27 protein-coding genes are annotated in these 25,687 nt (G+C 62.2%); 18 read left to right on the top strand and 9 right to left on the bottom strand.

Translation table 11 applies throughout. The features are described 5' to 3' along the window. The gene (locus tag V6607_RS13840; RefSeq protein ID WP_008434698.1) at nucleotides 1-1,251 is read left to right on the top strand and encodes an NAD(P)/FAD-dependent oxidoreductase; all 1,251 of its coding nucleotides are present in this window, start codon (nucleotides 1-3) and stop codon (nucleotides 1,249-1,251) included. A gap of 468 nt (nucleotides 1,252-1,719) precedes the next feature. Here the strand turns inward: V6607_RS13840 and V6607_RS13835 are convergent, their stop codons facing one another. Beyond that, nucleotides 1,720-2,127 carry a VOC family protein gene (locus tag V6607_RS13835; protein WP_083853205.1) on the bottom strand — a complete coding sequence of 136 codons (408 nt, stop codon included), beginning with the start codon at nucleotides 2,125-2,127 and terminating at the stop codon, nucleotides 1,720-1,722. Between the two features lie 215 nt (nucleotides 2,128-2,342). On the opposite strand from V6607_RS13835, the gene V6607_RS13830 reads away from it, so the two are divergent. From V6607_RS13830 to msrA, 7 genes are all read left to right on the top strand, one after another. Further along, entirely contained in the window at nucleotides 2,343-3,308 is a 966-nt protein-coding gene (locus V6607_RS13830) for an amino acid ABC transporter permease (protein ID WP_008434702.1), read from the top strand. A gap of 15 nt (nucleotides 3,309-3,323) precedes the next feature. After that, nucleotides 3,324-4,088, top strand: a complete 765-nt coding sequence (locus V6607_RS13825; protein ID WP_023658742.1) for an amino acid ABC transporter ATP-binding protein — start codon at nucleotides 3,324-3,326, stop codon at nucleotides 4,086-4,088. A 74-nt stretch (nucleotides 4,089-4,162) separates the two neighbouring features. Beyond that, nucleotides 4,163-5,002, top strand: coding sequence for a transporter substrate-binding domain-containing protein (locus V6607_RS13820; protein WP_003215621.1), 840 nt, complete (start codon nucleotides 4,163-4,165; stop codon nucleotides 5,000-5,002). 83 nt (nucleotides 5,003-5,085) lie between these two features. Next, on the top strand, nucleotides 5,086-6,393 hold the full coding sequence (locus tag V6607_RS13815; RefSeq protein ID WP_008434708.1) for an FAD-binding oxidoreductase: 1,308 nt from the start codon (nucleotides 5,086-5,088) through the stop codon (nucleotides 6,391-6,393). Nucleotides 6,394-6,420: 27 nt separating this feature from the next. Then, nucleotides 6,421-6,891, top strand: coding sequence for an Lrp/AsnC family transcriptional regulator (locus V6607_RS13810; RefSeq protein ID WP_003215617.1), 471 nt, complete (start codon nucleotides 6,421-6,423; stop codon nucleotides 6,889-6,891). Nucleotides 6,892-7,092: 201 nt separating this feature from the next. Beyond that, nucleotides 7,093-8,580, top strand: a complete 1,488-nt coding sequence (locus V6607_RS13805; RefSeq protein ID WP_134326312.1) for an MFS transporter — start codon at nucleotides 7,093-7,095, stop codon at nucleotides 8,578-8,580. Then, the gene (gene msrA, locus V6607_RS13800; protein ID WP_087693735.1) at nucleotides 8,577-9,083 is read left to right on the top strand and encodes a peptide-methionine (S)-S-oxide reductase MsrA; all 507 of its coding nucleotides are present in this window, start codon (nucleotides 8,577-8,579) and stop codon (nucleotides 9,081-9,083) included. The genes V6607_RS13805 and msrA overlap by 4 nt, the downstream gene beginning before the upstream one ends. 139 nt (nucleotides 9,084-9,222) lie before the next feature. Here the strand turns inward: msrA and V6607_RS13795 are convergent, their stop codons facing one another. From V6607_RS13795 to V6607_RS13780, 4 genes are all read right to left on the bottom strand, one after another. Beyond that, the gene (locus V6607_RS13795) at nucleotides 9,223-10,566 is read right to left on the bottom strand and encodes a cytochrome c (protein ID WP_003215611.1); all 1,344 of its coding nucleotides are present in this window, start codon (nucleotides 10,564-10,566) and stop codon (nucleotides 9,223-9,225) included. Between the two features lie 17 nt (nucleotides 10,567-10,583). Continuing rightward, nucleotides 10,584-12,836 (bottom strand): molybdopterin cofactor-binding domain-containing protein, encoded by a 2,253-nt coding sequence (locus tag V6607_RS13790; protein ID WP_008434712.1) that lies wholly within the window; start codon nucleotides 12,834-12,836, stop codon nucleotides 10,584-10,586. Next, nucleotides 12,836-13,291, bottom strand: a complete 456-nt coding sequence (locus V6607_RS13785) for a (2Fe-2S)-binding protein (RefSeq protein WP_003215609.1) — start codon at nucleotides 13,289-13,291, stop codon at nucleotides 12,836-12,838. The genes V6607_RS13790 and V6607_RS13785 overlap by 1 nt, the downstream gene beginning before the upstream one ends. A 250-nt stretch (nucleotides 13,292-13,541) precedes the next feature. Beyond that, on the bottom strand, nucleotides 13,542-14,435 hold the full coding sequence (locus V6607_RS13780) for a LysR family transcriptional regulator (protein WP_023658741.1): 894 nt from the start codon (nucleotides 14,433-14,435) through the stop codon (nucleotides 13,542-13,544). A gap of 94 nt (nucleotides 14,436-14,529) precedes the next feature. Between V6607_RS13780 and V6607_RS13775 the strand changes: the two genes are divergently transcribed. The 6 genes from V6607_RS13775 (at nucleotide 14,530) to V6607_RS13750 (ending at nucleotide 20,038) form a co-directional block, all read left to right on the top strand. Then, nucleotides 14,530-15,714 carry an MFS transporter gene (locus tag V6607_RS13775; protein ID WP_134326311.1) on the top strand — a complete coding sequence of 395 codons (1,185 nt, stop codon included), beginning with the start codon at nucleotides 14,530-14,532 and terminating at the stop codon, nucleotides 15,712-15,714. 184 nt (nucleotides 15,715-15,898) lie between these two features. Then, on the top strand, nucleotides 15,899-16,420 hold the full coding sequence (locus V6607_RS13770; protein ID WP_102368778.1) for a helix-turn-helix domain-containing protein: 522 nt from the start codon (nucleotides 15,899-15,901) through the stop codon (nucleotides 16,418-16,420). Nucleotides 16,421-16,442: 22 nt separating this feature from the next. After that, entirely contained in the window at nucleotides 16,443-17,552 is a 1,110-nt protein-coding gene (locus tag V6607_RS13765) for an HlyD family secretion protein (protein ID WP_087694676.1), read from the top strand. Beyond that, nucleotides 17,549-19,114, top strand: coding sequence for a DHA2 family efflux MFS transporter permease subunit (locus tag V6607_RS13760; protein ID WP_134326310.1), 1,566 nt, complete (start codon nucleotides 17,549-17,551; stop codon nucleotides 19,112-19,114). The genes V6607_RS13765 and V6607_RS13760 overlap by 4 nt, the downstream gene beginning before the upstream one ends. Nucleotides 19,115-19,302: 188 nt before the next feature. Beyond that, nucleotides 19,303-19,620, top strand: a complete 318-nt coding sequence (locus tag V6607_RS13755) for a type II toxin-antitoxin system RelE/ParE family toxin (protein ID WP_008434722.1) — start codon at nucleotides 19,303-19,305, stop codon at nucleotides 19,618-19,620. Nucleotide 19,621: 1 nt separating this feature from the next. Further along, nucleotides 19,622-20,038 carry an addiction module antidote protein gene (locus tag V6607_RS13750; protein WP_008434724.1) on the top strand — a complete coding sequence of 139 codons (417 nt, stop codon included), beginning with the start codon at nucleotides 19,622-19,624 and terminating at the stop codon, nucleotides 20,036-20,038. Between the two features lie 62 nt (nucleotides 20,039-20,100). On the opposite strand, the gene V6607_RS13745 is transcribed toward V6607_RS13750, so the two are convergent. Both V6607_RS13745 and V6607_RS13740 read right to left on the bottom strand, forming a co-directional pair. Further along, the gene (locus tag V6607_RS13745) at nucleotides 20,101-20,631 is read right to left on the bottom strand and encodes a hypothetical protein (protein ID WP_134326309.1); all 531 of its coding nucleotides are present in this window, start codon (nucleotides 20,629-20,631) and stop codon (nucleotides 20,101-20,103) included. A 46-nt stretch (nucleotides 20,632-20,677) separates the two neighbouring features. Beyond that, nucleotides 20,678-20,839, bottom strand: coding sequence for a DUF2986 domain-containing protein (locus tag V6607_RS13740; RefSeq protein WP_008434728.1), 162 nt, complete (start codon nucleotides 20,837-20,839; stop codon nucleotides 20,678-20,680). A 145-nt stretch (nucleotides 20,840-20,984) separates the two neighbouring features. On the opposite strand from V6607_RS13740, the gene V6607_RS13735 reads away from it, so the two are divergent. Beyond that, nucleotides 20,985-21,611, top strand: coding sequence for a glutathione S-transferase (locus V6607_RS13735; RefSeq protein ID WP_102368774.1), 627 nt, complete (start codon nucleotides 20,985-20,987; stop codon nucleotides 21,609-21,611). A 95-nt stretch (nucleotides 21,612-21,706) separates the two neighbouring features. Next, nucleotides 21,707-22,333, top strand: a complete 627-nt coding sequence (locus V6607_RS13730) for a LysE family translocator (protein ID WP_134326308.1) — start codon at nucleotides 21,707-21,709, stop codon at nucleotides 22,331-22,333. Here the strand turns inward: V6607_RS13730 and V6607_RS13725 are convergent. Continuing rightward, the gene (locus tag V6607_RS13725; RefSeq protein ID WP_008434731.1) at nucleotides 22,330-23,193 is read right to left on the bottom strand and encodes a sensor domain-containing diguanylate cyclase; all 864 of its coding nucleotides are present in this window, start codon (nucleotides 23,191-23,193) and stop codon (nucleotides 22,330-22,332) included. The genes V6607_RS13730 and V6607_RS13725 overlap by 4 nt on opposite strands. A gap of 309 nt (nucleotides 23,194-23,502) precedes the next feature. Between V6607_RS13725 and V6607_RS13720 the strand changes: the two genes are divergently transcribed. Continuing rightward, nucleotides 23,503-24,075 (top strand): XRE family transcriptional regulator, encoded by a 573-nt coding sequence (locus V6607_RS13720; protein WP_102368771.1) that lies wholly within the window; start codon nucleotides 23,503-23,505, stop codon nucleotides 24,073-24,075. A gap of 17 nt (nucleotides 24,076-24,092) precedes the next feature. Here the strand turns inward: V6607_RS13720 and V6607_RS13715 are convergent, their stop codons facing one another. Further along, nucleotides 24,093-24,701: a LysE family translocator gene (locus V6607_RS13715; protein WP_134326307.1), complete on the bottom strand. Its 609-nt coding sequence runs from the start codon at nucleotides 24,699-24,701 to the stop codon at nucleotides 24,093-24,095. A gap of 114 nt (nucleotides 24,702-24,815) precedes the next feature. Here V6607_RS13715 and V6607_RS13710 point away from each other — a divergent pair, with 114 nt between their 5' ends. Beyond that, complete coding sequence (locus tag V6607_RS13710; protein WP_008434736.1) at nucleotides 24,816-25,679, top strand: LysR family transcriptional regulator; 864 nt, start codon at nucleotides 24,816-24,818, stop codon at nucleotides 25,677-25,679. Nucleotides 25,680-25,687 lie beyond the last annotated feature (8 nt).

Genomic DNA, 25,687 nt, shown 5'->3' with positions numbered 1-25,687 from the left:
ATGTCAGTTGAAAAGATCAACACCCTGGTGGTGGGCGCAGGCCAGGCGGGGGTCGCCATGAGCGAGCATCTGTCACTCATGGGCGTGCCGCACATCGTGCTGGAGCGTAACCGCATCGCCGAGCGCTGGCGGTCCGAGCGCTGGGACTCGCTGGTCGCCAACGGCCCGGCCTGGCACGACCGTTTTCCCGGCATGAAATTCGAAGGCATTTCCCCCGAGAGCTTCCCGCCGAAAGAGCGCATGGCGGCCTACTTTGAAGAGTACGTGAACATGCTGAAGGCTCCGGTGCGCACCGGGGTTGAAGTGCAGCAAGTGGAACGCCACGTGGGTCGCCCCGGGTTCAAGGTGACCACCTCGGCGGGTGTGATCGAGGCCACCAACGTTGTTGCGGCGACAGGCCCGTTTCAACGTCCGTCCATTCCGAATCTGGTGCCCGCACACGCCACGGTTCAACAGCTGCACTCCTCGGCCTACAAGAATCCCGGCCAGTTGGCCGAGGGTGCTGTGTTGGTGGTGGGCGCTGGCGCATCGGGTTCACAAATTGCCGAGGAACTGCAAAAGGCCGGCAAGACCGTGTACCTCTCGGTGGGCGAACACTATCGCCCTCCTCGCTCGTATCGTGGCCGTGATTACTGCTGGTGGCTGGGCGCGCTGGGCTTGTGGGACGAGGTCAAAATCCAGCCGAAGAAGAAGCATGTGGCGTTTGCCGTCAGTGGCTATGAAGGCGGCAAGACCGTCGACTTCCGCCGCCTGGCGCACATGGGCATTACGCTGGTGGGTGTTACTCGGTCGTGGAATGAAGGCGTGATGGAGTTTGAGCCCGGCCTGGCGGCTAACGTGGCTGAAGGTGACCGTGCCTACTTTGATGTGCTGCGGGATGCCGACGCCTATATCGAGCAGAACGGCCTGCCGTTTGAGCCGGAGTCGGAAGCGTGGGAATTGTTGGCTGACCCGGAGTGCCTGGTGAATCCGATCCTGAGCCTGGATTTGGCTGAGGCTGGTGTGACCACGATTCTGTGGGCCACGGGTTTCAGTTTTGATTTCAGTTGGTTGAAAGTGAATGCGTTCGACGAGAAAGGTGAGCCTTTCCATAAGCGCGGGATTTCGGCGGAAAGCGGGATTTACTTTTTGGGTTTGCCGAACCTGGTGAACCGCGCGTCTTCGTTTATCTACGGGGTTTGGCATGATGCGAAGTACGTGGCCGACCATATTGTCTTGCAGAATGAGTACATGGCCTATAGCAAGCCGTGAGGTGCCTTGCCCCATTGCCTACAGTTGCGTCAGAATCCGCCGGCTTGTGCGCTTGGGTATGGGGCTCTGAGGTTGCTCGGTCGCTGAAACCTCAGTGATCGGGTTTAGTAGCCCGAAGTATTCTAGGCAATGTGCATAAGCATCATCTGTCAGACGTCTTTGTCTGTGCTTAATGGTGGCTGTGTGCAGGGCGCCCTCGGGCGCGCCGGTTTTGTCTGGAATATCCGCTCTACTAACCTGCACACAGCTGCCACCTTTCGTTTAGTGGCGATAAGGCGGGGGCCAAAATGGAGCATCCAGACAATGTTCAAGGTTACCCCTAATCCTCCGGGAACTTCCGATCCAAAACTCCACCAGGCCGCCCAGCGCGCCATGGATCACTACCTCAATCCCAGTTCCAAACCCGCCCCAACGCCCTCAGCCCTGTTCAGCGTTCCCAGCCTCAGCTTTTGCTCGTTCAACTCACCCTCACCGAGGGTAATTTGCTTGTGGATCATGGCAGCACACGCACAGCTTGTTGCCATCAGTATCTCGAAAATACGCGCCGTAATAATCGGGGTGGTAGTGAGGCCTTAATCCAGGCTCTCCTTCACATATCCCGCCGAGCGCCAACGCCGCTCTATAACTTCTTCTAACCGCTTCCCGACTGGGCGCAAGTAGCCCCACCATCTGCCCATTCCCGGGTGCACTCGGGTTGCCATCAAATGGCGCCCCAATGACGAAGATCGGGCGAGGTTCGGTTTCAGCCACCCAACCGGCCCACGGTTTATCCGCATCGCAAAATTTCAACCTGAGGCCCAACTCAGCCATCACCTTCGAATAGAAAGCAAAAGCCCGATCAAAATCACCTGTACCTAAAAACACATGGGAAATCATGGTGGCTACCTTGGGGCGATGAATGCCCATGAGTCTGGCGCGAAATGATTGCTGGCGAAAGCCTGATGACTCCGTCCGGCATATGTACGGCTCCCCTCCCCTCATACGCTCATAAAAACCGCAAATCCCAACAATCCGCAGGGTGCCGCCCGGCATTTCGTCAACCCATAATGGGCTTACAACAATAAAGGGGCTCACCCCGGGGCGTGTAAGCCATGTACAGAGACCATATCGTCAAGACTCGCATGACGGACAGCGCGGTATTCATGGGCGCGGTGGCCGTGGTGATTTTCATCATCACGCTCGCCTGCGGCGTCGGTGAAGGCCGCCTCTCCCACTTGATGGGCCCCATCGTTCTCGACCTGAAGGCACCACTGGCACGAGATATTGCAGTGGGCGGCACGTTCACCCTGACGGTGGTGCTGAACCTGTTCATCCTTGGCCGCTTTCCCTTACGCGCGCAGATCATCACGGTCTGGTGCGAGTTGCTGGTGCTGTTCCTGTTGTTCTTCGACACCTTCAACCTTTCCTACAGTTTCATCGCGACCAAAATCGGCTTCATGATCACCCAGGGGGTGTTCACCACCGTCTACGTGTCGGCGATTTCGATTGCGATTGCGTTCGTCCTGGCGCTGCTGGGCGCCACCGCGCGCTTGTCTTCCAACGGCTTCGCGATTGCGATTGCGAGCTTCTACACCTCGTTTTTCCGCGGTGTTCCGCTGCTGATCCAGATCTATCTGATTTACCTGGGCATTCCCCAGCTCGGCTATGTCGTCGGCGCGGTTCCAGCCGGGATCCTGGCGCTCTCGCTGTGTTATGGCGCCTACATGACGGAGATCTTCCGCGCCGGTATCAGCAGCATCTCGCGGGGCCAGTGGGAAGCCTCGCGGGCGATTGGCCTGAACCCGTTCCAGACGATGACCCGGGTGATTCTCCCGCAGTCCATGCGCTTGATCATTCCGCCAACGGGCAACCAGTTCATCTCGATGCTCAAGGACAGTTCGCTGGTGTCGGTGATCGGCGTCTGGGAGCTGATGTTCCTGGCACGAACCCAGGGACGCGCCGAGTTCCGGCACCTGGAAATGCTGATCACCGCCGCCGTGCTGTATTGGCTGCTGTCGATCGTGCTGGAAACCGTCCAGGCCCGCCTGGAAAAGCACTTCAACCGCGCCCATCGCTGAACCAGGAGCATGACGATGAATCAGCCCTCAATAGTCCCTGCTCCATACCCTGCAATATCGATCCAGGACATGCACAAATGGTATGGCGATTTTTATGTGCTCAAGGGCATCGACCTGCACATTGCCAGCGGTGAAATCGTGGTGGTCTGCGGGCCGTCGGGCTCCGGCAAGTCCACGTTGATTCGCTGCCTGAACCTGCTGGAAGACTTCCAGAAAGGCCACGTGTTCATCGAGGGCACCGAGTTGACCCGTGATGCCGCCTGCGTGGCGGGCATACGGCGCCAGGTCGGCATGGTGTTCCAGCAGTTCAACCTGTTCCCGCACATGACGGTGCTGGAGAACCTCATGGTAGGACCGCGTCTGGTGAGCAAGCTCAGCGAGCCCCAGGCCCGCGAGCTGGCCTATGAATACCTGGACCGAGTGCGCATCGGGAACCAGGCCGACAAATACCCCAGCCAGCTCTCGGGCGGCCAGCAGCAGCGCGTCGCCATTGCCCGGGCCTTGTGCATGCGCCCGCGCATCATGCTGTTCGACGAGCCCACGTCGGCCCTTGACCCCGAGATGGTCAAGGAAGTGCTGGACGTGATGGGCGAACTGGCCCAGGACGGCATCACCATGGTCTGCGTCACCCACGAGATGGGATTCGCCCGGCGGGTGGCCGACCGGATCATCTTCATGGACCAGGGCTGCATCATCGAGCAAGCCAAACCCACCGAGTTTTTTGACAACCCGCAGCACGAGCGTGCCCGGGAATTCCTGTCGCAGATTCTCAGCCACTGAGCAGCACCGTCGAACCTTGCGAAGTCACCGATAAAAACAACAGGCACCGCACTCAAGATACTGGAGGCTTACCCATGATCTCGTTCACTCGCTTCTTCACCGCAGCCGCTGTCGCCACCGCCCTCACCAGCCTCACAGGCGCGGCCTGGGCGGGCTCGACCCTCGACCGCATCCATGAAACCAAGGTGATCAAGGTGGCCACCTCGGCCAACTGGCCACCGCAATCGTTCCTGGGCCCGGACAATAAGCTGCAAGGCTTCGATATCGACGTCGCCAGCGAAATCGGCAAACGCCTGGGCAGCAAAGTCGACTTCGTGACGCCCGAATACGGGATCATCACCGCCGGGCGCTGGTCGAGCCGCTGGGACCTGTCGGTCGGCTCCATGACCCCGACCACCGAGCGCACCCGGGTGCTCGACTTCCCCGCGATCTACTACTACACGCCGTATGTATTCGCGGTGCACAAGGACGCGGCCGAGACCAAAGTGGCGGACCTGAACGGCAAGATCATCGGCGTCGAAGCCGGTACGACTTCGGAGGACTATATCAACCGCCGCCTCAAGATCGACGCCGCCGATGTGCCGCCTTTCACTTACGAAGTCACCCCCGGCGAGGTTCGCACGTACGGCGACAGCATGGGCCCGCTGGATGACCTGCGCATGGGGGACGGGGTGCGCCTGAACGCAACCCTGTCCGCCCTGCCCACCATCGTCGCCGCCGTCAAGAATGGCTACCCCATCGTCAGGGTGGAAGGCAAACCCGCCTACTACGAACCCCTGGCCATCGCCGTGGACAAGGGCGATGAGGCGTTCAACAGCGCGCTGACCAAGATCGTCGCCGACATGAAAGCCGACGGCACGCTCAAGCAATTGTCAGAGAAATGGTACGGCGCCGACCTCACCCAGGTGCAGTAAAAACCCTCACAGGCCGTACAGGCGCCCCGTCCCCGATGCGGCGCGCTGTATGCCTGCGCCGCGAAAAAAGGACGACCGACTTCATGTACACCTATAACAACAATTACTACACCGCCACGATGCGCGACACGACTGAACGCCAGGCGCTGTGTGGCAACGCCCGGGCCGATGTGTGCGTGATCGGCGCCGGGCTGGCGGGGCTGAGCACGGCGTGGGAGCTGGTCTCCCGCGGGCAGTCGGTGGTGCTGCTGGATGCCGGTCGCGTGGCCTGGGGAGCGTCGGGGCGCAACGGTGGCTTCGTGCTCCAGGGCTGGTCCGAAGGGTTGGCCGCCATCGAGCGACGCTGCGGCAAACCGACGGCCGCCGCGCTGTTCAAACTGTCGCTTGAAGGCGTCGAGATTGTTCGGGGCATGATCGCCCATCATCAGTTGCCCGGCTGCACGCCAACCCCGGGAAAACTGAGTGTGGTGCGCTACGAAGATGGCGACAACCTGCAGCGCGTGCGGGACAAAATGGCCGCGGATTTCGACTTTCACCTCGACTACCTGGATCGCCAGGCGGTGCGCGAAAAGCTCAAGACCGAGCGGTATTTCCAGGCGCTGCGCGACAACCATGGCTTTCACTTCCACCCCTTGAACTATTGCCTCGGCCTGGCCCGACTGATCGAGCAAAGTGGTGGCAAAATCCATGAACGCTCGCCCATGACCGCCGTCGAAAGCCGCAACGGGCGACACCGGGTCATCACCGATCAGGGCACTGTCGATTGTGCCCACGTGGTGTACTGCTGCGGCGGCTATGGGGGGCCTGAGTTCGGCAAATTACGCCGCGCCTTCCTGCCGATCGCGACCTATGCAGTGCTGACCGAGCACCTGGGCGATCGCCTGGCCGAGGCGGTCTGTACCTCCGATGCCGTGGGCGATAACCGCCGGGCCTCGGACTATTACCGCATCGTCGAGGGCGACCGCCTGCTCTGGGGCGGCCGCATTACCACGCGCAACCTGCAGGATGAGAAACGCCTGGGGCAATTGCTGACGCAGGATATCCTCGACGTTTATCCGCAATTGCGCGGCATCAGGATCGACAAGGCCTGGTCCGGGTTGATGGGTTATGCGCGGCACAAGATGCCGCACATTGGCCCGCTGGGGCAGGGATTGTGGGCGTGTACATCATTTGGTGGCCATGGTATGAACACCGCGCCGATCGGCGCACGCGTCATCGCCGAGGCGATCTGCGGCGAAACCGATCGCTACCGCCTGTTCGATGCCTACGGCCTGGAATGGAATGGCGGCCCCCTGGGCCCGGCGGCCGCACAAACGGTTTACGCCGGCCTGAAAATGATGGATATGTTTCAGGAAAAGCGCTCGCAACACAGGGCGACTCATAAAAACTGAACCCCAGCGAGGGTCAAGGACGTGTCCATGGATACGCAGAATCCCGGTCCACTGTTTAACCTCACCGACAAGGACAGGCAATTGCTTGGCCTGCTGCAAGCCAACGCACGCGAACCCACCGCGTCATTGGCCCGCAAGCTCGGGGTCTCGCGCTCTGCGGTGCAGGAGCGGATTACCCGCCTGGAAAAGGCCGGCGTCATCACCGGCTACAGCGTGCGCATCGACCAGGACCGGCTTCAGCAGACGGTGACCTGCTTTACCATGACCTCCTGCACCAACAAGAGCTACACCGATGTGATGACCTCGCTGCGCAGGATGGAAGCGGTGCAGGCCGTTTACGCGGTCTCGGGGGAATCCGATTTCATCATTCACCTGGCCACCGCCACCCTGAGCGAACTCAATGCCGAGCTCATCAGGATCAACATGATCAAAGGGGTGGCGCACACCGCTTCGCATATCGTGATGGAAACCAAGTTCAGCCGAAAACTGATGGTGTGAAGTGCTGCCGGCCGTGGGAAACCGCGCGCCTCACGCTCTGCCTCGGCTGCCATAGCGACTCAGCCACCTGACAAGTCATTCCTTGCAAAATAATTCGCCTCAACGCAATATTAAAAGCAATTGCTTGGTTAATTACCTCAAGCCTGGCGCTTATGCCCTTCGCCGGCTTCCATACCGCGAACGCATTACAAGGAATCGTTGATGCAAACCCAAGACAGCAGTTGGGGCGAGTTGCTTAGCGGCAAGAACGCCACGCGCTCCATTGCCCTTTCAGGCGGCATCGCGCTGTATGCCACCAACACCTATATCGCCACCACCATCCTGCCGTCGGTGGTGGCCGAAATCGGCGGCCTGGCGCTTTATGCGTGGAGCACCACACTGTACGTGGTGGCCTCGATCCTCGGTTCCGCCCTCACCTCCAAGCTGTTGCAACGCACCGGTCCACGGCTGGCGTATGCGCTGGCCACACTGGTGTTCATGGTAGGCGTGCTGATCTGTGCCCTGGCGCCGAACATGCCGGTGATGCTCGCGGGGCGCTCCATCCAGGGGCTGGGCGGCGGGGTCTTGCTGGCCCTGTGTTACTCGATGATCCAACTGGTGTTCGAAGAGCGCCTGTGGCCGCGCGCAATGGCACTGGTGTCGGGGATGTGGGGCGTGGCGACGCTCGTCGGGCCGGCGGTGGGTGGCGTGTTTGCCGAGATGGACGCGTGGCGCCTGGCCTTCGGCTCGATGGTGCCGGTGAGCCTGGCGTACATGGTACTCACCAGCCGCGCCCTGCCCCCGCGCGACACCACGGCGACCGCCACCGCTCGTTTGCCGGTGCCGCAACTGGTGCTGCTGGCGGGCGCGGTGCTGGCGGTGTGTGCCGGCAGCGTCTCGGCGCTGCCGAGCTGGAACCTGTTGGGTATCGCCACCTGCGTCGTGCTGGTGGTGCTGTTGATCCGCAAGGAGTCCAGCGCCACCGTGCGTCTTTTGCCCCGGGATGCATTGAAGTTCAGCACCCCGCTCTGCGCGCTTTATGCGACCACCTGCCTGTTGGTGATCGGCATGAGCAGCGAGATCTTCATGCCGTACTTTCTGCAGCACTTGCATGGCCAGTCGCCGCTGATCGCCGGTTACATGGCCGCGCTGATGGCGGCCGGCTGGACGGTCTCGGAAATCATCAGCTCCGGCTGGACCGGCCGCGGTCCACATCGCGCCATCATCGCGGGGCCATTGTTTATCGTGGCGGGCTTGATGATGCTGGCGATCACTACGCCCATCGCCAGCCAGGGCGAATGGACATTGCTGGCCCCTATCTGCCTGGGGCTGTTCCTGGTGGGGTTCGGCATCGGCCTGGGTTGGCCGCACCTGCTGACGCGCATCCTGCAAGTGGCTTCGGAACAGGACAAGGACACGGCCGCTTCGTCGATCACCACCCTGCAACTGTTCGCCATGGCCATGGGCGCGGCGCTGGCGGGGGTGATCTCGAACATGGCGGGCATCAATGAAGTGGCGGGCAATGGCGGCATCGCCCATGCCGCGCGCTGGCTGTTCGCGCTGTTTACCCTGGCACCCGTGTTGGCGCTGTTGATGGCGCTGCGGGCAACGCGGACGAAGCCGATCGAAGGCGCGCCCGTCGACCTTGGAATCGTCCAACCTGCCCCCATAACTAGCGAGGTATCCAACAAGGGGAAGCACAGACCATGACCAACCCGACCGAAACCGCCCTGCTCGCCGGCGGCTGCTTCTGGGGCATGCAAGACCTGCTGCGCCGCTACCCCGGCGTGCTGCACACGCGGGTCGGCTACACCGGCGGCGATGTGCCGAATGCCACGTATCGCAACCACGGCAACCATGCCGAAGCCATCGAGATCGTCTTCGACCCGACGGTGATCACTTACCGGCAGATCCTCGAGTTCTTTTTCCAGATCCACGACCCCAGCACGCCCAACCGCCAGGGCAACGACCTGGGCCCCAGCTACCGTTCGGCGATTTATTACCTGAGCGAACAGCAACGCGACATCGCTGAAGACACCGCAGCGGATGTGGATGCCTCGGGGTTGTGGCCAGGCCGTGTCGTGACGGAAATCGAACCGGCGGGGCCGTTCTGGGAAGCGGAGCCGGAGCATCAGGATTACCTGGAGCGGATTCCGAATGGCTACACCTGCCACTTCATCCGACCCAACTGGAAGCTGCCGAAACGCGCCTGAAAATGTGGGAGCGGGCTTGCTCGCGAAGGCGGTGTGTCAGTCAGCAAGTTCTTCACTGACACACCGCCTTCGCGAGCAAGCCCGCTCCCACATAAAGCAGTTCCTACACAAAGCGCCTCCCTCACAAGGCGCATTTCCCTCAGCGCATTTGCAGAATGATCGGGCTGCTGCTCGCCGGGCCCGTGTGCTCACGCAACTTGCCCACCGCCTTGGCATCCACCGCCCCACCCTGATTGCCCCAGGTGCCGCGCACAAACGTCAGCACTTCAGCAATCTCCTGGTCCGACAACTGCTCACGGAACGCCGGCATGCGATAAGCGTCCGCCACATTGGCCGCCACTACGCGCTGCGAGCCATTGAGGGTGATGTTGATCGCCGAGGCGTCCTCCTTGGCCAGTGCGGAGGTGGCGCCCGCCAGCGGCGGCATCCAGTCCGGTTGCCCTTTGCCTTCCAGCCCGTGGCACGAGGCGCAGCGGGTCACATAGGTATGCGCACCCGGCGCATCCAGGCGTTGCGCAGCCGACACCGCCTGATACTGCCAGGCCGCACCGTCGCGCTGCTCGTCGCCCGGCAATGACCGCAGATAGCGCGCAATCGCCGCCAGGTCATCGTCGCTCATGAACTGCGTGGAGTTGTTGAACGCCTCGGTCATCGAGCCATAAACCACCGCATGTTTGTTGCGACCGGTCTTGAGGAACTGCACCACTTCCGGCTCGCTCCAGCGCCCCAGGCCGGTGTTGGGATCATCCCGCAGGCTCGGTGCGTACCAGCCGTCGAGCAAGCCACCGGCCAGGTACGGCTTGCCACTTTCATCCAGAGCCTTTTCGTTGAAGGCCAGGCCCCGTGGCGTGTGGCAACTGCCGCAATGCCCCGGGCCCTGCACGATGTAGGCCCCCCGGTTCCACAGTTCATCCTTCCCGGCCTTCGCGACATACGGCTTGCTGTCGGTAAACACGCCGTTCCACAGCGCGATCGGCCACCGCATATTCAATGGCCACGGGATCGAACTCTTGATATTGGCCTGCTGCACCGGCGCCACGCCCTTCATGAAGAACGCGTACAGGGCGCGCACATCATCGTCGCTGAGCTTGGCATAGGACGGGTACGGCATCGCCGGATACAGGCGGCGCCCACCCGGCGCGACACCCTGGCGCACCGCGCGGTCGAAGTCGGCGAGGCTGTAGCTGCCAATACCGGTTTCCGGGTCTGGCGTGACGTTGGTGGCGTGGATCGCCCCCAGCGGCGTGGCCATTTCCAGGCCACCGGCAAAGGGCTTGCCGTTGGGCACGCTGTGGCACGCCACACAGTCGCTGAGCCGGGCGACATACTCGCCTCGGGCGACCAGCGCCGGGTCCGTGGCGACGGGCTCGGCCCCCAGCGGCGAGACAGGCTCGCGGGTGACATACCAGGCCAGCAGGCCTGCGGCGACCAGGCACGGCAGCGCCAGCCAGCCAACGGTTCTTGCGAATCGACGGTTGTTCATAAGTGCTCAGGCCCCGGTCAGGTGAAGGAGTGGCGGCTTAACGGCATGCTGCGAACGCGCTGCCCGGTCAACGCCGCGACGGCGTTGGCCACGGCAGGCGCCACGGCGGGCAGCGGCGGTTCGCCAATACCGCCCATTTTTTCCCCGCTCTCGATCACGCGCACGTGCACCCGGGCCATCCGCGAAGGCGGCAGCACCGGGTACAAATCGTAGTTACGCGCCCGAGGCAAGCCGTCCACATACACCGCTTCCTCCAACAGCACCTGGGACAAGCCCAGCGACACCGCCCCATTCACCTGCGCCTCGACAATCGCCGGGTTGACGATGCTGCCCGGGTCGATTGCCTGCCAGATGTCGTGCACCTTGACCTGGCCGTTCTCGATCGACACCTCGGCAATCACCGCCGTCTGGGTGCCGAACGGTGACGCCATCGCCACCCCGCGTGCGCGCTTGCTGCCGTCCTCGGCAACAAACGGCCCACGTTTCCAGCCACCCGACAACTCGCCCACCGCCTTCAGCAGGGTGGTCAGCCGCTGGTTATCCCGCAACAGATGCAGGCGCAACTCGAACGGGTCCTTGCCCCCCTTGTCGGCCAGTTCATCCAGGAAGGATTCGTAGAAAAAGTCATTCAGCGAATTGCCCACCGAACGCCAGTAGCCCAGCATCACCGGGCCCTTCACATAGATCTGCGCGATACGCTTGTTGGGAATCGCATAGGACTTGCCGGACAGTCCCTCAAGGGCCGTCGGGTCGAGCTTCTCGCCCTGCTTCCCCGCCAGGGCCTCGGTTGGCCCCTCCGTGGCACTCACCGCTTCAATCGCCACCGGCCAGCCGTCGCTGTCCAGCGCCCCACGGAAATTCACCGCTGCGACCGGGCGCAGCACATCCCGCAGGAATTCTTCTTCGCGGCTCCAGATCAACTTCACCGGGCGCCCCACCGCCTTGGCCAACTCGATGGCCTGCGGATAAGGACTGGCCGAGTCATACAGGAAGTGCCGCCCGAAAAAACCACCCAACAACGGCGAATGCAGGGTAATCCGCTCCGGGGCCAGGCCGGTGCGCTTGGCGATATCGGCCAGGAACATGTCCTGCGCCTGATTCGGCAGCCAGATCTCCAGCGAACCGTCAGGGTTGAAGCGCGCCAGCGCCGAAGGCGGCTCCAACTGGGCATGGTGCAGGTACTGGTTGTGGTAAGTGGCCTCGACCCTGGTCTTGGCATTGGCCAGCGTGCCGGCCACGTCGCCCTCGTTCTCATCATCACGGGCCGGGCCGGTTTCTGCGGCCAGGCGCTTGAAATGCTCGTCGCTGGAAAAGTCCTTCGGCATCCCGCGCACCTTGGAATCAGCCGTCGGCTCCAGCCAGTCGACCTGAATCGACTCCACCGCACGCTTGGCATGCCACCAACGCTCGGCCACCACCGCCACCGCACCGGGCAGGCGATGCACCGAATGCACGCCCGGCATGGCCTTGACCTGGTCTTCGTTGCGCAGGCTGCCCACGGTCATGCCGAGCCGGGGCGCATGCTGCACGGCGGCATGGAGCATGCCGTCGACCTTCATATCAATGCTGTACAGCGCCTTGCCGGTGGACTTGTCATACGCATCAAGACGCTTCACCGGCTTGCCGATCCAACGGAACTGGCTTGGGTCGCGCAGCTTCACACTGGACACATCCGGTACCGGCAGGTCCATCGCCCGCCCGGCCAACTCGCCATACGCAAGGGAACGCCCGGACGCCGCGTGTACCACCTTGCCCGGCTCGGTCGACAGCTCGCTCACCGGTACCTTCAGCGCCTGCGCCCCGGCCTCCAGCAACATCGCCCGGGCCAGCGCACCCAGCCGGCGCATCGTGGGGTAACTCATCCGCACCGACATACTGCCGCCGGTGATGCGCATGCCGTTCTCCATCACCACAAAGGCTTCACCGGGCGGGGCACACTCAACCAGGAACGTGGCCGGGTCGGCGTCCAACTCCTCGCCGACAATCTGCGCCATCGCGGTGAACGTGCCCTGGCCGCCTTCGATAAACGGGCTGAGCAAACGAATCGTGTTGTCCGGGCGAATCTCCAGGAAGGCCGGCACCTGCGTACCGCGTTCGGCGGTGGCCGCGGCGGTGGCCGCCTGCACTCGGCCAGACCCCAACGGCAGGCCAAAACCGATCACCAGCGCGCCCACGGCCGTACTGGCCAGGAAGCGACGGCGGGACAGGTTCACCGGGTCAGTCAGCGCCGCGACCAAGGGCAGCGCAGTGGGATCAATGCGAATGTTCATCAGGCCTCTCCCTTCTGCGCAAGGTCATGCACGGCGGCATGAATGGCGTTATAGGTGCCACAGCGACAGAGGTTGACCATGGCGGCCTCGATTTGTGCATCACTGGGCTTGGGCGTGTGCTTGAGCAGCGCGGTGGCCGCCATTACCTGGCCGGATTGGCAGTAGCCGCATTGGGCGACCTGGTATTCGACCCAGGTGGCGACGACCCGCTTGCCGACGTCATCGGACTCGATGGCTTCGATGGTGGTGATTTCGCGGCCGACCACGCCGGAAACGGGCGTGACGCAGGAACGCACGACATTGCCGTCCACAAGCACCGAACACGCACCGCATTGCGCCAGGCCGCAGCCGTATTTGGTGCCGGTCATGCCCAGGTTGTCGCGGATGACCCAGAGCAGGGGCGTGTCGGGTTCGGCGTCGACTTGGTGGGTCTGCTGGTTAATTCGTAATTCCATGGCTCACCCGCTGATCATCGGTTGGTGTTGCATTTTTTAGTATTTTTAGACGGCAAGACGGGGCCTCGCCGCTGGGCATCGATGGCCCGTCTGGTTCGCGCGCGCGTGGTTTGACTAGTCTAGCGGGCGATGGGAATGACTTTAGACCCTGGTTCATCAAGGCGCTATGCAGGGGTGGGCAAGATCGCAGGATTAGGCAAGTATTCAAGAGGATTGCGTCAGGGGGAGCGGCCCGTGGTGTCAGTGGCGGTCACGCCGGGTGGTGTTCCACCAGAAAGTCGACAAATGCCCTGACCCGCGCAGGCATCGCCGCGCCGCCGACGAACACCGCGTGAATCGGCTCCTGGTCTCCGGGGTTGTACGCTTCAAGCAACGGCACCAGATCACCGCTGGCCAGGTCATCAGCCACGCTGAATGCGCCAATGCGCGCGATGCCGGCACCCAGCTTGGCCAGCTGGGACAATACCTCCCCGCTGTTACCCTCGATCGTACCCGACACCTGCAGCGAAAAATCGCGCCCGTCCACGCGAAACGGCCAGTCGGGCGCTGCCCGGCGGAAGTTGAAACGCAGGCAGTTGTGGTTGAGCAAATCCTGCGGCACCTGCGGCGTGCCGTGACGCGCCAGGTAGTCCGGGGAAGCGACTATGACCTCGCCGATGGAGCCGATAAGGCGAGCGGTCAAGGGGCTGTCGGCCAATTGACCGAAGCGGATTGCAACGTCCGCTTGCCCGCCCAGGATATCCACCACCTCATCCTCCAGCCGCAACTCAACCACGATGGCCGGGTAGCGCGCGCTGAACGCGGCAACCAGCGGCACGATCGACAGCCGCCCGTGTGCGAGCGCCGCGCTGACCCTCAGCCGCCCCCGTGGCGCGCCCTGGTCGGTGATCGCATCCTCGACTTCGGCCATGTCCGCCAGGATCCGCCGGGCGCCGCGCAAATACGCTTCGCCTTCGGCGGTGAGCGTGATCGCCCGGGTGGTGCGCAGCAGCAGGCGGGTGCCTATGCGCCCCTCGATGCGGGTGATGATGCGGCTGATGGATGACGGCGTGAGGCCCAGCACCCGAGCCGCCCCCGAGAGGCTGCCCTGCTCCGCGACCATGGCGAACACCGCCATCTCCCCCGACCGACCGCCTATGTCCACTTGTGATCTCCACGCAAAGCTGTAGTGCCCCGCCGATGGCTACCGCCTGAAAAGTCGTGATTGTAGCATTTGATACAAAGATGAGGAGTCACCTATGCGTATCAACCCACCCCTTGTAGCACTGTCCATCGGCGCCTTCGGCATCGGGGTCACCGAGTTTGCCCCCATGGGCATGTTGCCCGGGATCGCCGCCGACCTCGGTGTTTCCATTCCCGCCGCCGGGCTGCTGGTCAGCGCCTATGCCATGGGCGTGCTGATCGGCGCCCCGATCATGACCCTCGCGACAGCCAGGGTGGCGCGCCGTTATCTGCTGGTGGGCCTGATGGCCATTTTCACCCTGGGTAATCTGCTGTCAGCCCTGGCCACCGACTACCAGACCCTGATGGTCGCCCGGTTGGTGACATCGCTGAATCACGGGGCATTCTTCGGCATCGGCTCCATCGTGGCAGCGAGTGTGGTGGCGCCCGACAAACGCGCGGGGGCCGTCGCCGCGATGTTCCTCGGGCTGACCCTGGCGACCATCGGTGGCGTGCCCCTGGCAACCTGGTTCGGCGAGAACTTCGGCTGGCGTACGGCGTTCTGGGGCATCAGCGGGCTCGGGGCGTTCGTGATGGTGGCCCTGTGGTGGGCGCTACCGAATACGCCCGCTCCAAAAGGGGCAAGCCTGATGGCCGAAATCCGCGTACTGGGCCGCGGGCCGGTACTGGCAGCGCTGGCGTTGACCGTGGTGGGGTCCAGCGCCATGTTCACGGTGTTTACCTATATCGCGCCGATTCTGCGGGATGTCACCCACGCCTCGACCAACTTCGTCACTGCAATGCTCGTGCTGTTCGGGATCGGCCTGACCCTCGGCAACGTCTGGGGCGGCAAGTCTGCGGACCGTTCGGTGGACCGCACCCTGATAACGTCGCTCGTGGTCCTGATTGCCGTGCTGCTGGCCTTCTCTGTGCTCATGCAATGGCCGCTGCCCGCCGCCTTGTCGATCCTGCTGTGGGGCGCCGCCAGCTTTGCGCTGGTACCTCCCCTGCAGATGCGCGTGATGGAAGCCGCCAAGGATGCGCCCAACCTGGCCTCGGCGATGAACATCGGTGCGTTCAACTTCGGTAACGCCATTGGCGCGGCGCTGGGGGGAGCAGTGATCAACGCAGGGCTGGGCTACCCGGCCATTTCGCTGGCTGGCGCGATCATGGCGGCCCTGGGTTTGCTGATGGTGCTAGGCCTTGGCTGGCGCTCGCGGCGCGCAGGTTCACGTATCTGCCAGGAACCGGCGCAGGCATAAAGACAGCCGCGCTTAAACGCCCCCCTACACCCTCCCCTCTGAAAAGCCCCGAATCCCGGGGCTTTTTTGCGTCTGCCTGGCCGCCATCCATCGCTGCAAAAAATTTCAACTAGTGACTTTCATTATGAAATCCACTGTGCAATATTACTTGCGTAATATTTAGCAACAGTTCCCGGAGTCCCTCATGAAGAAAGCCAGCTTCCAACCCATGTCCTGCCCGGTCGCCCGTGCCCTGGAGCACATCGGTGATGGTTGGAGCCTGTTGATCCTGCGTGATGCGTTCTACGGGCTGCGCCGTTTCGACGAGTTCCTGCAGAGCCTCGGGATCGCCTCGAACACCCTGACCCGCCGCCTGAATGCGTTGGTGGCCGGCGGCTTGCTGGAACGGCGCCCGTACCAGGACAACCCGCCGCGCCATGAGTACCACCTCACCGAAGCGGGCCGGGACTTGCGCCAGGTCATCCTCACGCTGATGGCCTGGGGCGCGCGGCATGCCGAGGGCTCGACCAAGGTGTTTCTCGCCGATGAGGCCACCGGGCGCCCGGTGGTGCTGGCGTTGATGGATGCCAACACCGGCAACCCCATCACCCGTGCGGGCCACCGCGTACATGTCAGCGCCGATGCCGAACCGCTGACCCTGTGGCGCGCACGAACCGGCCGGGCCTACGCCGAAAAAGACCAGTTGGTCAGCCCCTTCCCCCACTAATACTCAACGAGGTCATTTCGTCATGGACGCTCCAGTCAGCGCTGTGCCCGAACCCACCCAACCATCCCGGCGCAAACAGGTTTTGCGCCTGGGGCTGCTGACCCTGGCCGTGGCGGGCGGCGTGTGGTACGCCAGCCACTGGTGGCTGGTCAGCCGGTTTATCGAAGACACCGACGACGCCTATGTCGGGGCGGATGTGACGGTGATCAGCGCCAAAGTGCCGGGCTACATCAGCGAAGTGACGGTGCAGGACAACCAGTTCGTACGGGCCGGCGACGTGCTGGCGCGCATTGATGTGCGCGACTACCGCACGGCCCTGGCCAAGGCCGACGGCGCCGTGGCCGCGCAACAGGCCTCGCTCGCCAACCTCGACGCCACCGAACAACTGCAACTGGCGGTGATCAACCAGGCCAAGGCACAGATCGACGCCACCGATGCCGAAGCACAACGGGCCGGCGACGATCAAACGCGTTACCAGAACCTGGTGCGCAGCCAGGCCGTATCGGTCGAAAGCGCACAGCGGGTCAGCGCCGTATGGAAGACCGCCCGCGCCGACCACTCCCGGGCACAGGCCGGGTTGATGGCGGCGCGTCGGCAAATCGACGTGATTGAAACCCAGCGCGACCAGGCCCGCGCAGCGCTGCAACAGGCCCAAGCCGAACGCGACCAGGCGCAGTTGAACATCAGCTATACCGAACTGCGGGCACCGGTGGATGGTTACGTGGGCAACCGCCGCGCCCGGGTCGGTGCCTACGCCGCGGCCGGCAGCCAACTGATCTCGGTGGTGCCCGCCAAGGGGTTGTGGGTGGATGCCAACTTCAAGGAAGACCAATTGGGGCGCCTGCAGGTCGGGCAAAGCGTGAGCATCCGCGCCGACATCCTCCCCGGCCGTGAATTCCACGGGCACATCGAGAGCCTGGCCCCTGCCACCGGGGCGCAATTCAGTGTGCTGCCGCCGGAAAACGCCACCGGCAACTTCACCAAGATCGTGCAGCGAGTGCCGGTGCGCGTGCGCCTCGACAGCAATGACGCCGACTTCGGCGCCCTGCGCCCGGGCCTGTCGGTGATGGCGAAGGTCAACACCGATGAGGCGTTCGAGGACCAGGCCAGCGCCCTCAAGGCCCAGCTATGAACAGCCCGTTGCCCGCCCTCAGCACCGCACAAAAGGTCGCGGCCTTCGCCACCATGTGCGTGGGCATGTTCATCGCCTTGATCGACATCCAGATCGTCTCCGCCTCCCTCAAGGACATCGGCGGCGGGTTGTCTGCCGGCGCGGACGATACGGCGTGGGTGCAGACCGCCTACCTGATCGCGGAAATCATCGTGATCCCCATGTCAGGCTGGCTCTCCCGGGTGATGAGCACGCGCTGGCTGTTCGCGGCGTCGGCGGCCGGGTTCACCTTGACCAGCCTGCTGTGCGCGATGGCCTGGAACATCCAGAGCATGATCGCGTTTCGCGCCTTGCAGGGGTTCCTGGGGGGCTCGATGATTCCGTTGGTATTCACCACCGCGTTCATGTACTTCAACGGCAAGCAGCGGGTGATCGCCGCCTCCACCATCGGCGCCATCGCGTCCCTGGCACCCACATTGGGCCCGGCCGTGGGCGGTTGGATCACCGACATTTCCTCCTGGCACTGGCTGTTCTACATCAACCTGCTGCCCGGCCTGTTCGTGACCTTTGCGGTGCCGATGCTGGTCAAGGTCGACCGCCCCAACCCGTCATTGCTCAAGGGCGCCGACTATATCGGCATGGCGTTGATGGCGGTGTTTCTCGGCTGCCTGGAATACACCCTTGAAGAGGGCCCGCGCTGGAACTGGTTCAGCGACAGCACCATCTCGACCACGGCCTGGATAGCCGCCATCAGCGGCGGGCTGTTTATCTGGCGCTGCCTGGAAATCAAGGAGCCGATCGTCGACCTGCGCGCGCTTCGGGACAGGAACTTCGCCCTGGGCTGCCTGTTTTCATTTATCACCGGCATCGGCATTTTCGCCACCATCTACCTCACGCCGCTGTTTCTCGGGCGGGTGCGCGGGTACGGCTCGCTGGATATCGGCCTGGCGGTGTTTTCCACGGGGGTGTTCCAGTTGCTGGCGATCCCGGTGTACGCCTTGCTGGCCAATCGTTTCGACCTGCGCTGGATTTTGATGTTCGGGTTATCGCTGTTCGCCCTGTCGATGTGGGACTTCTCCCCCATCACCCACGACTGGGGCGCCAAGGAGCTGCTGCTGCCCCAGGCCATACGCGGGTTTGCTCAACAAATGGCAGTGCCGCCGGTGGTCACCCTGACCCTCGGCGCACTGGCCCCCGACCGCCTGAAGCTCGCCTCGGGCCTGTTCAACCTGATGCGCAACCTCGGCGGCGCCATCGGCATCGCCGCCTGCGCCACGGTGCTCAATGACCGCACCAACCTGCACTTCCTGCGCCTGGCCGAGCACCTGAACATCCGGAACGAGTCGATGAATGTCTGGCTTGACCAGCTTTCAGGGAATGCCCAGTTGCTGGGGCAAAACAGTCTGGATTCGAGCCAGTTCGCGCTGAGTCAGCTGTGGGCGCTGACCTGGCGCGAGGCGCAAACGCTGACCTATGCGGACGCATTCCTGATGATCATGGTGTGCTTCGTCGTCGCCGTGTTGCTGGTGCCGTTGATGCGCAAGGTGCAACCGCCGAAGCAGCCGACGGCGGATGCGCATTAGAGAGGACTTGTCACAACGTTTGAGGCTGTGAGTACAGCACCCGGCTCCATTGCCTACAGTCGCGTCGGAATTTGCCAGCTTGTGCATCTGGGAGGCACCTCTCTAAGGTTGCCCAGGCGCTGAATACCCCTTTACCTGTACTCAACCTCGCGTCGACAAGATGTAGCCATCTAGCTACAAATGGAACTATGATCAACAAGAAAAAAATATACGAGATCCACCAAACACCCGAGTTCGAGAGCTGGCTTAAACGTATGAAGGACACTCAGGGAAAAGCGGCAATTCTGACCCGACTGGATCGTGCCGGAGCGGGCAACTTTGGTGATTGCGAATCGGTTGGCGATGGGATGAGCGAAATGCGTGTTTTTGTTGGCCCGGGCTACAGAATTTACTATGTGCGCTCGGGAATCGCAGAGTACTTGATGCTCAGCGGGAGCGATAAAACGGATCAAAAACGGGGCATACAAAAAGCTAAAGCAATACTCGCTGGCCTGAGAGGTAAATGATATGAGCGATAAATTCAATCCCGAGGAGATGCCAATCCTCAGCCTCGACACGACGGGTACGACTCATTACGAAGCCTCGCGCTTTCTCGATAGCCCGGAAGCAATGGCGGCCTATTTGGCTGAAAGTCTGAAAACCGGTGATACCGAGGGCCTTATTCATGCGTTGGCCGAGGTCGCAAAAGCCAAAGGCGTAAATAAGGTCGCCAAGGATGCGGGGGTCAATCGTGAAAGCCTTTATAAGGTGCTGAAAGCCGGCTCGAAAACGCGATTTGAGACCATAAGGAAGCTGATGACCGCAATCGGTGTCGAACTCACCGTACAACCGGTAACAGCGCTGGCTGTCACTTCAAAACCCGTTGATCCAAGGGCTGGCAAGCCCGTTTCAGCCGCCAAGCCTGCAGCGAAGACGCGCTCGTGATCATCACTGTGTGTTTTGTTGTGGCCGTGTTGCTGGTGCCGTTGATGCGCATTGAGTCGCCGTCAGACAGTGAGGTACTGGATCACCTCGCCCATCGCGTCAATATCGGGAGCATCGCTCACTGCTGCTTCCGAGTTGCACCATGGGTAACTCAGACCTGACACCCACTTCATGACGCTCCCCAAATCCGCAGCGGGCAGCGTCTTCATATGCTCGATAGTGATGGTGAGCTTTTCAACAAGCCCCGACTCAACACTGAACTGCCACTCATACACCCCACACCCAACCCGGGCTTCGCCGGAGTTTTTGTCGGACATCCCCACCAGCCATTTGCACTGATAGGTTTTGGCCCCCGCCTGCGGTGGCTGCCCCAGGCAAAACGTATAGACGTTTTCAAAGGTCTGCCCGAACCGCCTTACCAGCACATCGCCGATGCCGCCCACCCCTTCGACGTGGGGCGGAAACGAGATGGACCCGGTGCGCACCACCATGTCCAGGATTGCCTCGGGAACAAACGCCCGGCTGAGCAAATGCGGGCGGTTGCCGTCCTTGGCGAGTATGTAGTGCTGAATCGCGAGTTGAGCAGTGTTCATGGTTTTTCCGTCGATTCCCTATCAGGTAATGCTTAGGCCTTCTGGATCAGCTCTCAGAGGTAACAACAGGCTCATCACCGGACTCGGCAGCCAGCTTCAATCGGTCTGCCTTGCTGATGTATTTATCCTTTTTGGCCGGTGCCAATTTGGCGCTGGCCTTTTTGGCCTTGGCCTTGAACAGCTGCTGTAGTTTTTTTTGACGATTCATGTTTTCTATCCGGTGTGTAATCAGTGCTTGCCGGCGTGATTATCCATCTTTCATGCCTTTATCGAAGCAGATTTAATTCACGGCACTCCACAGCGCCACCGCGGTCTGTCCCTATACGCCTCTATTCTCGCCCAGCGGAGCCACCATGATCATCGTCCACCACCTCAACAACTCCCGTTCGCAACGTATCCTGTGGCTGCTCGAAGAACTCGGCCTGCCCTACGAGCTCAAGCGCTACCAGCGCGACCCGAAAACCAACCTCGCGCCCCCTGAACTCAAGGCGATCAATGCCCTGGGCAAATCACCGGTGATTCAAGACGGTCCCCACGTGGTGATCGAGTCCGGCGCCATCATCGACTACCTGATTCGCCGCCATGGCAACGGCCGCCTGCAACCGGATCCGGCCACTGCAACCTATGACGAATACGTGCAATGGCTGCACTTCGCCGAAGGTTCGGCCATGCTGCCACTGATGCTCAACCTGTACGTCGGGCGCCTGGGTGACGCGGGTGCGCCATTGCACCCACGTATCGAATCCGAGGTGGCGAACTACCTGGGTTATCTGGACAACGCACTGGGGCTCACACCGTACCTGGTGGGTGACGAATTGACCGGCGCGGATATCCAGATGAGCTTCATCGGCGAAATCGCCCGGGCTCAGGGCAAGCTGCAGGCCTACCCGAATGTGGCGGCGTGGGTGCAACGCTTTCAGGAACGGCCGGCGTATCGCAAGGCGCTGGAACAGGGTGGCGCATACGCGTTCGCGAAGTAAAAGGCCAGGCGGTTCCGGCGGGTGTTCATCTGTATTGCGTTAATCCCCGGGATGAGGATTACTGTAGGACGCATCCGGCATTGAGATAACACAGCATGTTCGAACTCGCCCCCATCCTGACGTATGTCGCCGTGGTCATCGGCCTTTTCCTGATTCCCGGCCCAGCCGTGCTGCTGGTGATCACCCGCACCCTCCAGGGTGGGCGCAAGGTCGGGATTGCCACCGGGCTGGGGGTGGCCTCGGGCGACCTGATCCATACGCTGTGCGCGGCGCTCGGCCTGTCGGCCATCCTGATGACCTCGGCCGTGGCGTTTAACGTGGTCAAAATCGTCGGCGCCTGTTACCTGATCTACCTGGGCGTACGCGCCTTCATGGCCAAGCCTGGCGCCACCACGCGCAAAGACCTGCCCACCGTGACCTCGACCCAGGCGTATTTCCAGGCGGTGGTTGCCGAAGTGCTGAACCCGAAAACCGCGATTTTCTTCCTGGCCTTCCTGCCGCAATTCATTCACCCGGAATCGGGTTCTTCCCTGGCGCAGTTCGCGGTGTTGGGGTTGATCTTCTCGGGGCTCAGTGCGGTGTACACCACGCTGATTTCGCTGGCGATTCGTCCGTTGAGCCAATGGATGGTGGGCCTTTCAAGGCTGCGCCGTTGGGAGGGGAAGATCATTGGGACGTTGTTCATGGGATTGGGGCTGAAGATTGCTTTCCAGCAGCGTTAATCGGTTGCAAACCGCTGCCTTTTAACCCGGTACATCTCGCCATCCGCGTGGCTGAGCAGGCTGTCGGCATCTGCTCCATCCGCCGGGTAAAACGCTACGCCGATACTGCAGGACGGCATCTTGACCGCGCCAAACTCAGCGCTCAGGGGCTGGGTCATCACCGCAACTATCTGCTGCACTTTGGCCGACACGGCTTCCGGTGACTGAATATCCGTCAGCAGCACGGTGAATTCATCCCCACCCATCCGGGCTACCAGGTCGCTCTCACGCACACACCCTTCCAACCGTCGTGCAATCACGCAAAGCACGCGGTCGCCCACGGCATGCCCGTGCACATCATTGATGGCCTTGAAGTCATTCACGTCCAGAAACAGCAAGGCCAGAGGACTTTTGTGGTGGTGAGCGGCTTGCAGGGCCTCGTCCAACCGGTCATTGAACAGCGAGCGATTGGTGAGGGCCGTCAACGGGTCGTGATGGGCGAGGAAACGCAGCTCTTCCTCCGCCTGCGTCAGGGCGGTTACGTCCCGCGCAACACCGATCCGCGCCCCCACTTCCTCGGACCAGAAGGCCGCCCACAGAATGTGCACCACACTGCCATCCTTGCGGATATAGCGGTTGCGGAAGTCGACGTGGGGCTTGCCATTCATGACCCGCACAATCGACGCCCGGGTGCGGGCCAGGTCTTCAGGGTGCATGTAGTGGGTGATCAGGGTGCCGGTCAGTTCCTCGGCGCGGTACCCCAGCAGCGCTTCGCAGGCATCACTCACAAACACGATCTGATTTTCACTGTCGACCACGAACACCGTATCCAGCATCAAGTGGATCAGTTTGGGATAGAGGGCTTGCAGGTCAACGGGCATAGGTCTGGGGAGCGTCTGGTTCGGATTGGGCGATCATAGCCCGATCCCGAAGGATGGCGAAAAGGAATCATAGCGGCCCGCAGAATAGTCCCCGGCAATGTTGCTGCGCCAATTGCGTCGCCACCAGCAGGCTGCGCCACCCTTCAAGGTCGTAGGAGAGCGCCCGCCAGAGCAGCCACGGCCAATAGTCGCAGAGGTGGAACACGCACCAGATCATTCGACACTCGGTTTTTATAATGAACGAATGATTGCTATGCTGAACACCCGACGACAAAGCGTCAACCCATTTATGGATGATTTGAAGAACAAATGACCGACATAACGAACAATCTCAATCCAAGCCGAATCGACCTGCTGGCCCTGTCGATCAAGCGCGAACGCCAGGCTGCGGGGCTTTCATTGACTGAACTGGCAAAACGCGCAGGCGTGGCGAAGTCGACCTTGTCCCAGCTGGAGTCCGGCATCGGCAACCCCAGCATCGAGACCCTGTGGTCGTTGGCCACGGCGATGGGCTTGCAGGTGACGCGGTTCTTCGAACAACCCCAGCAACACCTGCGGGTAATTCGCGCCAACGAGGGCCTGACCACCTATACCGAAACCGGCCACTACGCGGCCACACTGCTTGCGGATTGCCCGGCGGGCGTGCGTCGCGATATCTACCGGCTAAAGGTACAGCCGGGCGAAGTGCGCCTGTCGCAGCCCCACCCTGCCGGCACCGTCGAGCACGTGCTGCTGTGCAGCGGCAGCGCGAATATCGGCCCGGCCGGTGCGCCTGTGCTGCTGCACGCCGGCGACTACATCAGCTACCTGGCGAATGCGCCCCATGTGTTCGAAGCACTTGAGGCGGATACCACGGCGGTGATGGTGATCGAACATCCCTAAGCCGCGGGGATGTGCCCTCAGGCATGGATAGGCAGGGCCAACCCGAACAGCACAAAAAACCCGCCGCAGACTTTATTGAATCGGCGCCCGGTTCGCGCCAGCCAGGGCCGTACCCGGTGCGCGGCGCTGGCCACCAGGTACTCGACGATGAACTCCACCACGGCGTAGGTCAGGGCGATGGTGAGCGTCTGCGCAACGATGCTCCGGTGCGGGTCCAGGAACGGTGGAATAAACGCGGTGAACAGCAGCAAGGCCTTGGGGTTCGAGATCGCCGATACCAGCCCCTGGCGGAACAGCGGCCAGCTCCGCGAGCTGGTAGTGCCGGTCGCCTCAAGGCTGACCGGTGCCGCCCGCCACAGCCCGAAGCCCAGCCAGATCAGGTACAGCCCACCCGCCACCTTCAAGGCCGTGAACAGGCTGGCCGACGCCTGGATCAGCGCACCCAACCCCAACGCACACAGCGCCAGCACAATCGCAAAACCGAGCACGCCGCCGCTGATGGTGAACAGCGTTTTGCGGCTGCCGTGAAGCGCACCGTGGGTCAGCGCCAATAACGCATTGGGCCCTGGCACCACCGCGATGCCGAAGCAGGTGACCAGGTAAAGCAACCAGGTATCAAAGGGCATGGATCCGATCCAGAAGGTGTTGGTTCAAGGCAGAATGTTGCGGGTGAACAAGCGTCCATGAAAAGCGCATAATTCAGGCCTTAGCCATTCGATTAACGAATAGAGGTCAGCGCGATGCCCGCCAGCGATTTGCAACTCGATTGGCTCAAATGCTTTGTGGCCGTGGTGGATGCCGGCTCGTTGTCTGGCGCCGCCCACGAGGTCAACCGCTCGCAGTCCGCCGTCAGCATGCAGATGAAGAAACTCGAAGCCGCCCTTGGACGACAGCTCTTGAGTCGCGGCCCGAGGCACCTGCAACTGACTGCCGATGGCCAGACGCTGCTGAGCTACGCCCGGCGCATGCTCGCCCTGCACGCTGAAACCCAGGCGGCGTTTCACGGTGAAGAGCTGACCGGGCGCATCCGCCTTGGCGTTGCCGAAGACTACGCGGCCCGGTACCTCACGCCGCTGCTCAAACGCTATTCGCCGCGCTACGCCGGTGTGGAAATCGAACTGACCTGTGAACAGTCGACCACGCTGATCCCACAGTTGCGCAGCGGCGATCTTGACCTGGCGCTGGTGTCTCGGGACTCGCCCCAAAGCGGCACCTTCCTGTTCAAGGAGCCCATGGTGTGGGTAGGCTCACCCCAGTTCGAACTGTGGCGGCGCGACCCGATCCCCATCGCCGTCTACGAAAGCGCAAGCCTCGCCCGGCGGTATGCGGTGAACGCACTCACCCAGCAAGGGCGCGAATTCAAGGTGGTGTACAACAGCTCCAGCCTTGCCGGCCAGGTGGCCGCCGTCGAGGGCGGGCTCGCGATTGCCGCGATCACTCAATGCACCGTGCAGGATTCGCTTCAGGTACTCGGTGACGAGCACGGTTTGGGCAGCATTGAGCCCATGGAGGTTTCGATTCTGCGTAGCCGGGCGTCCCGCGGGTCCAAGGCGGTCAATAGCCTGCATGCGTTCATCATCCGGACGCTGAGGGTTCAGCCTTAGTGGGCAGA

Source organism: Pseudomonas sp. KK18, from assembly GCF_037094675.1.
GTDB lineage: Bacteria > Pseudomonadota > Gammaproteobacteria > Pseudomonadales > Pseudomonadaceae > Aquipseudomonas.
This window is presented reverse-complemented; position numbering and strand designations above follow the sequence as displayed.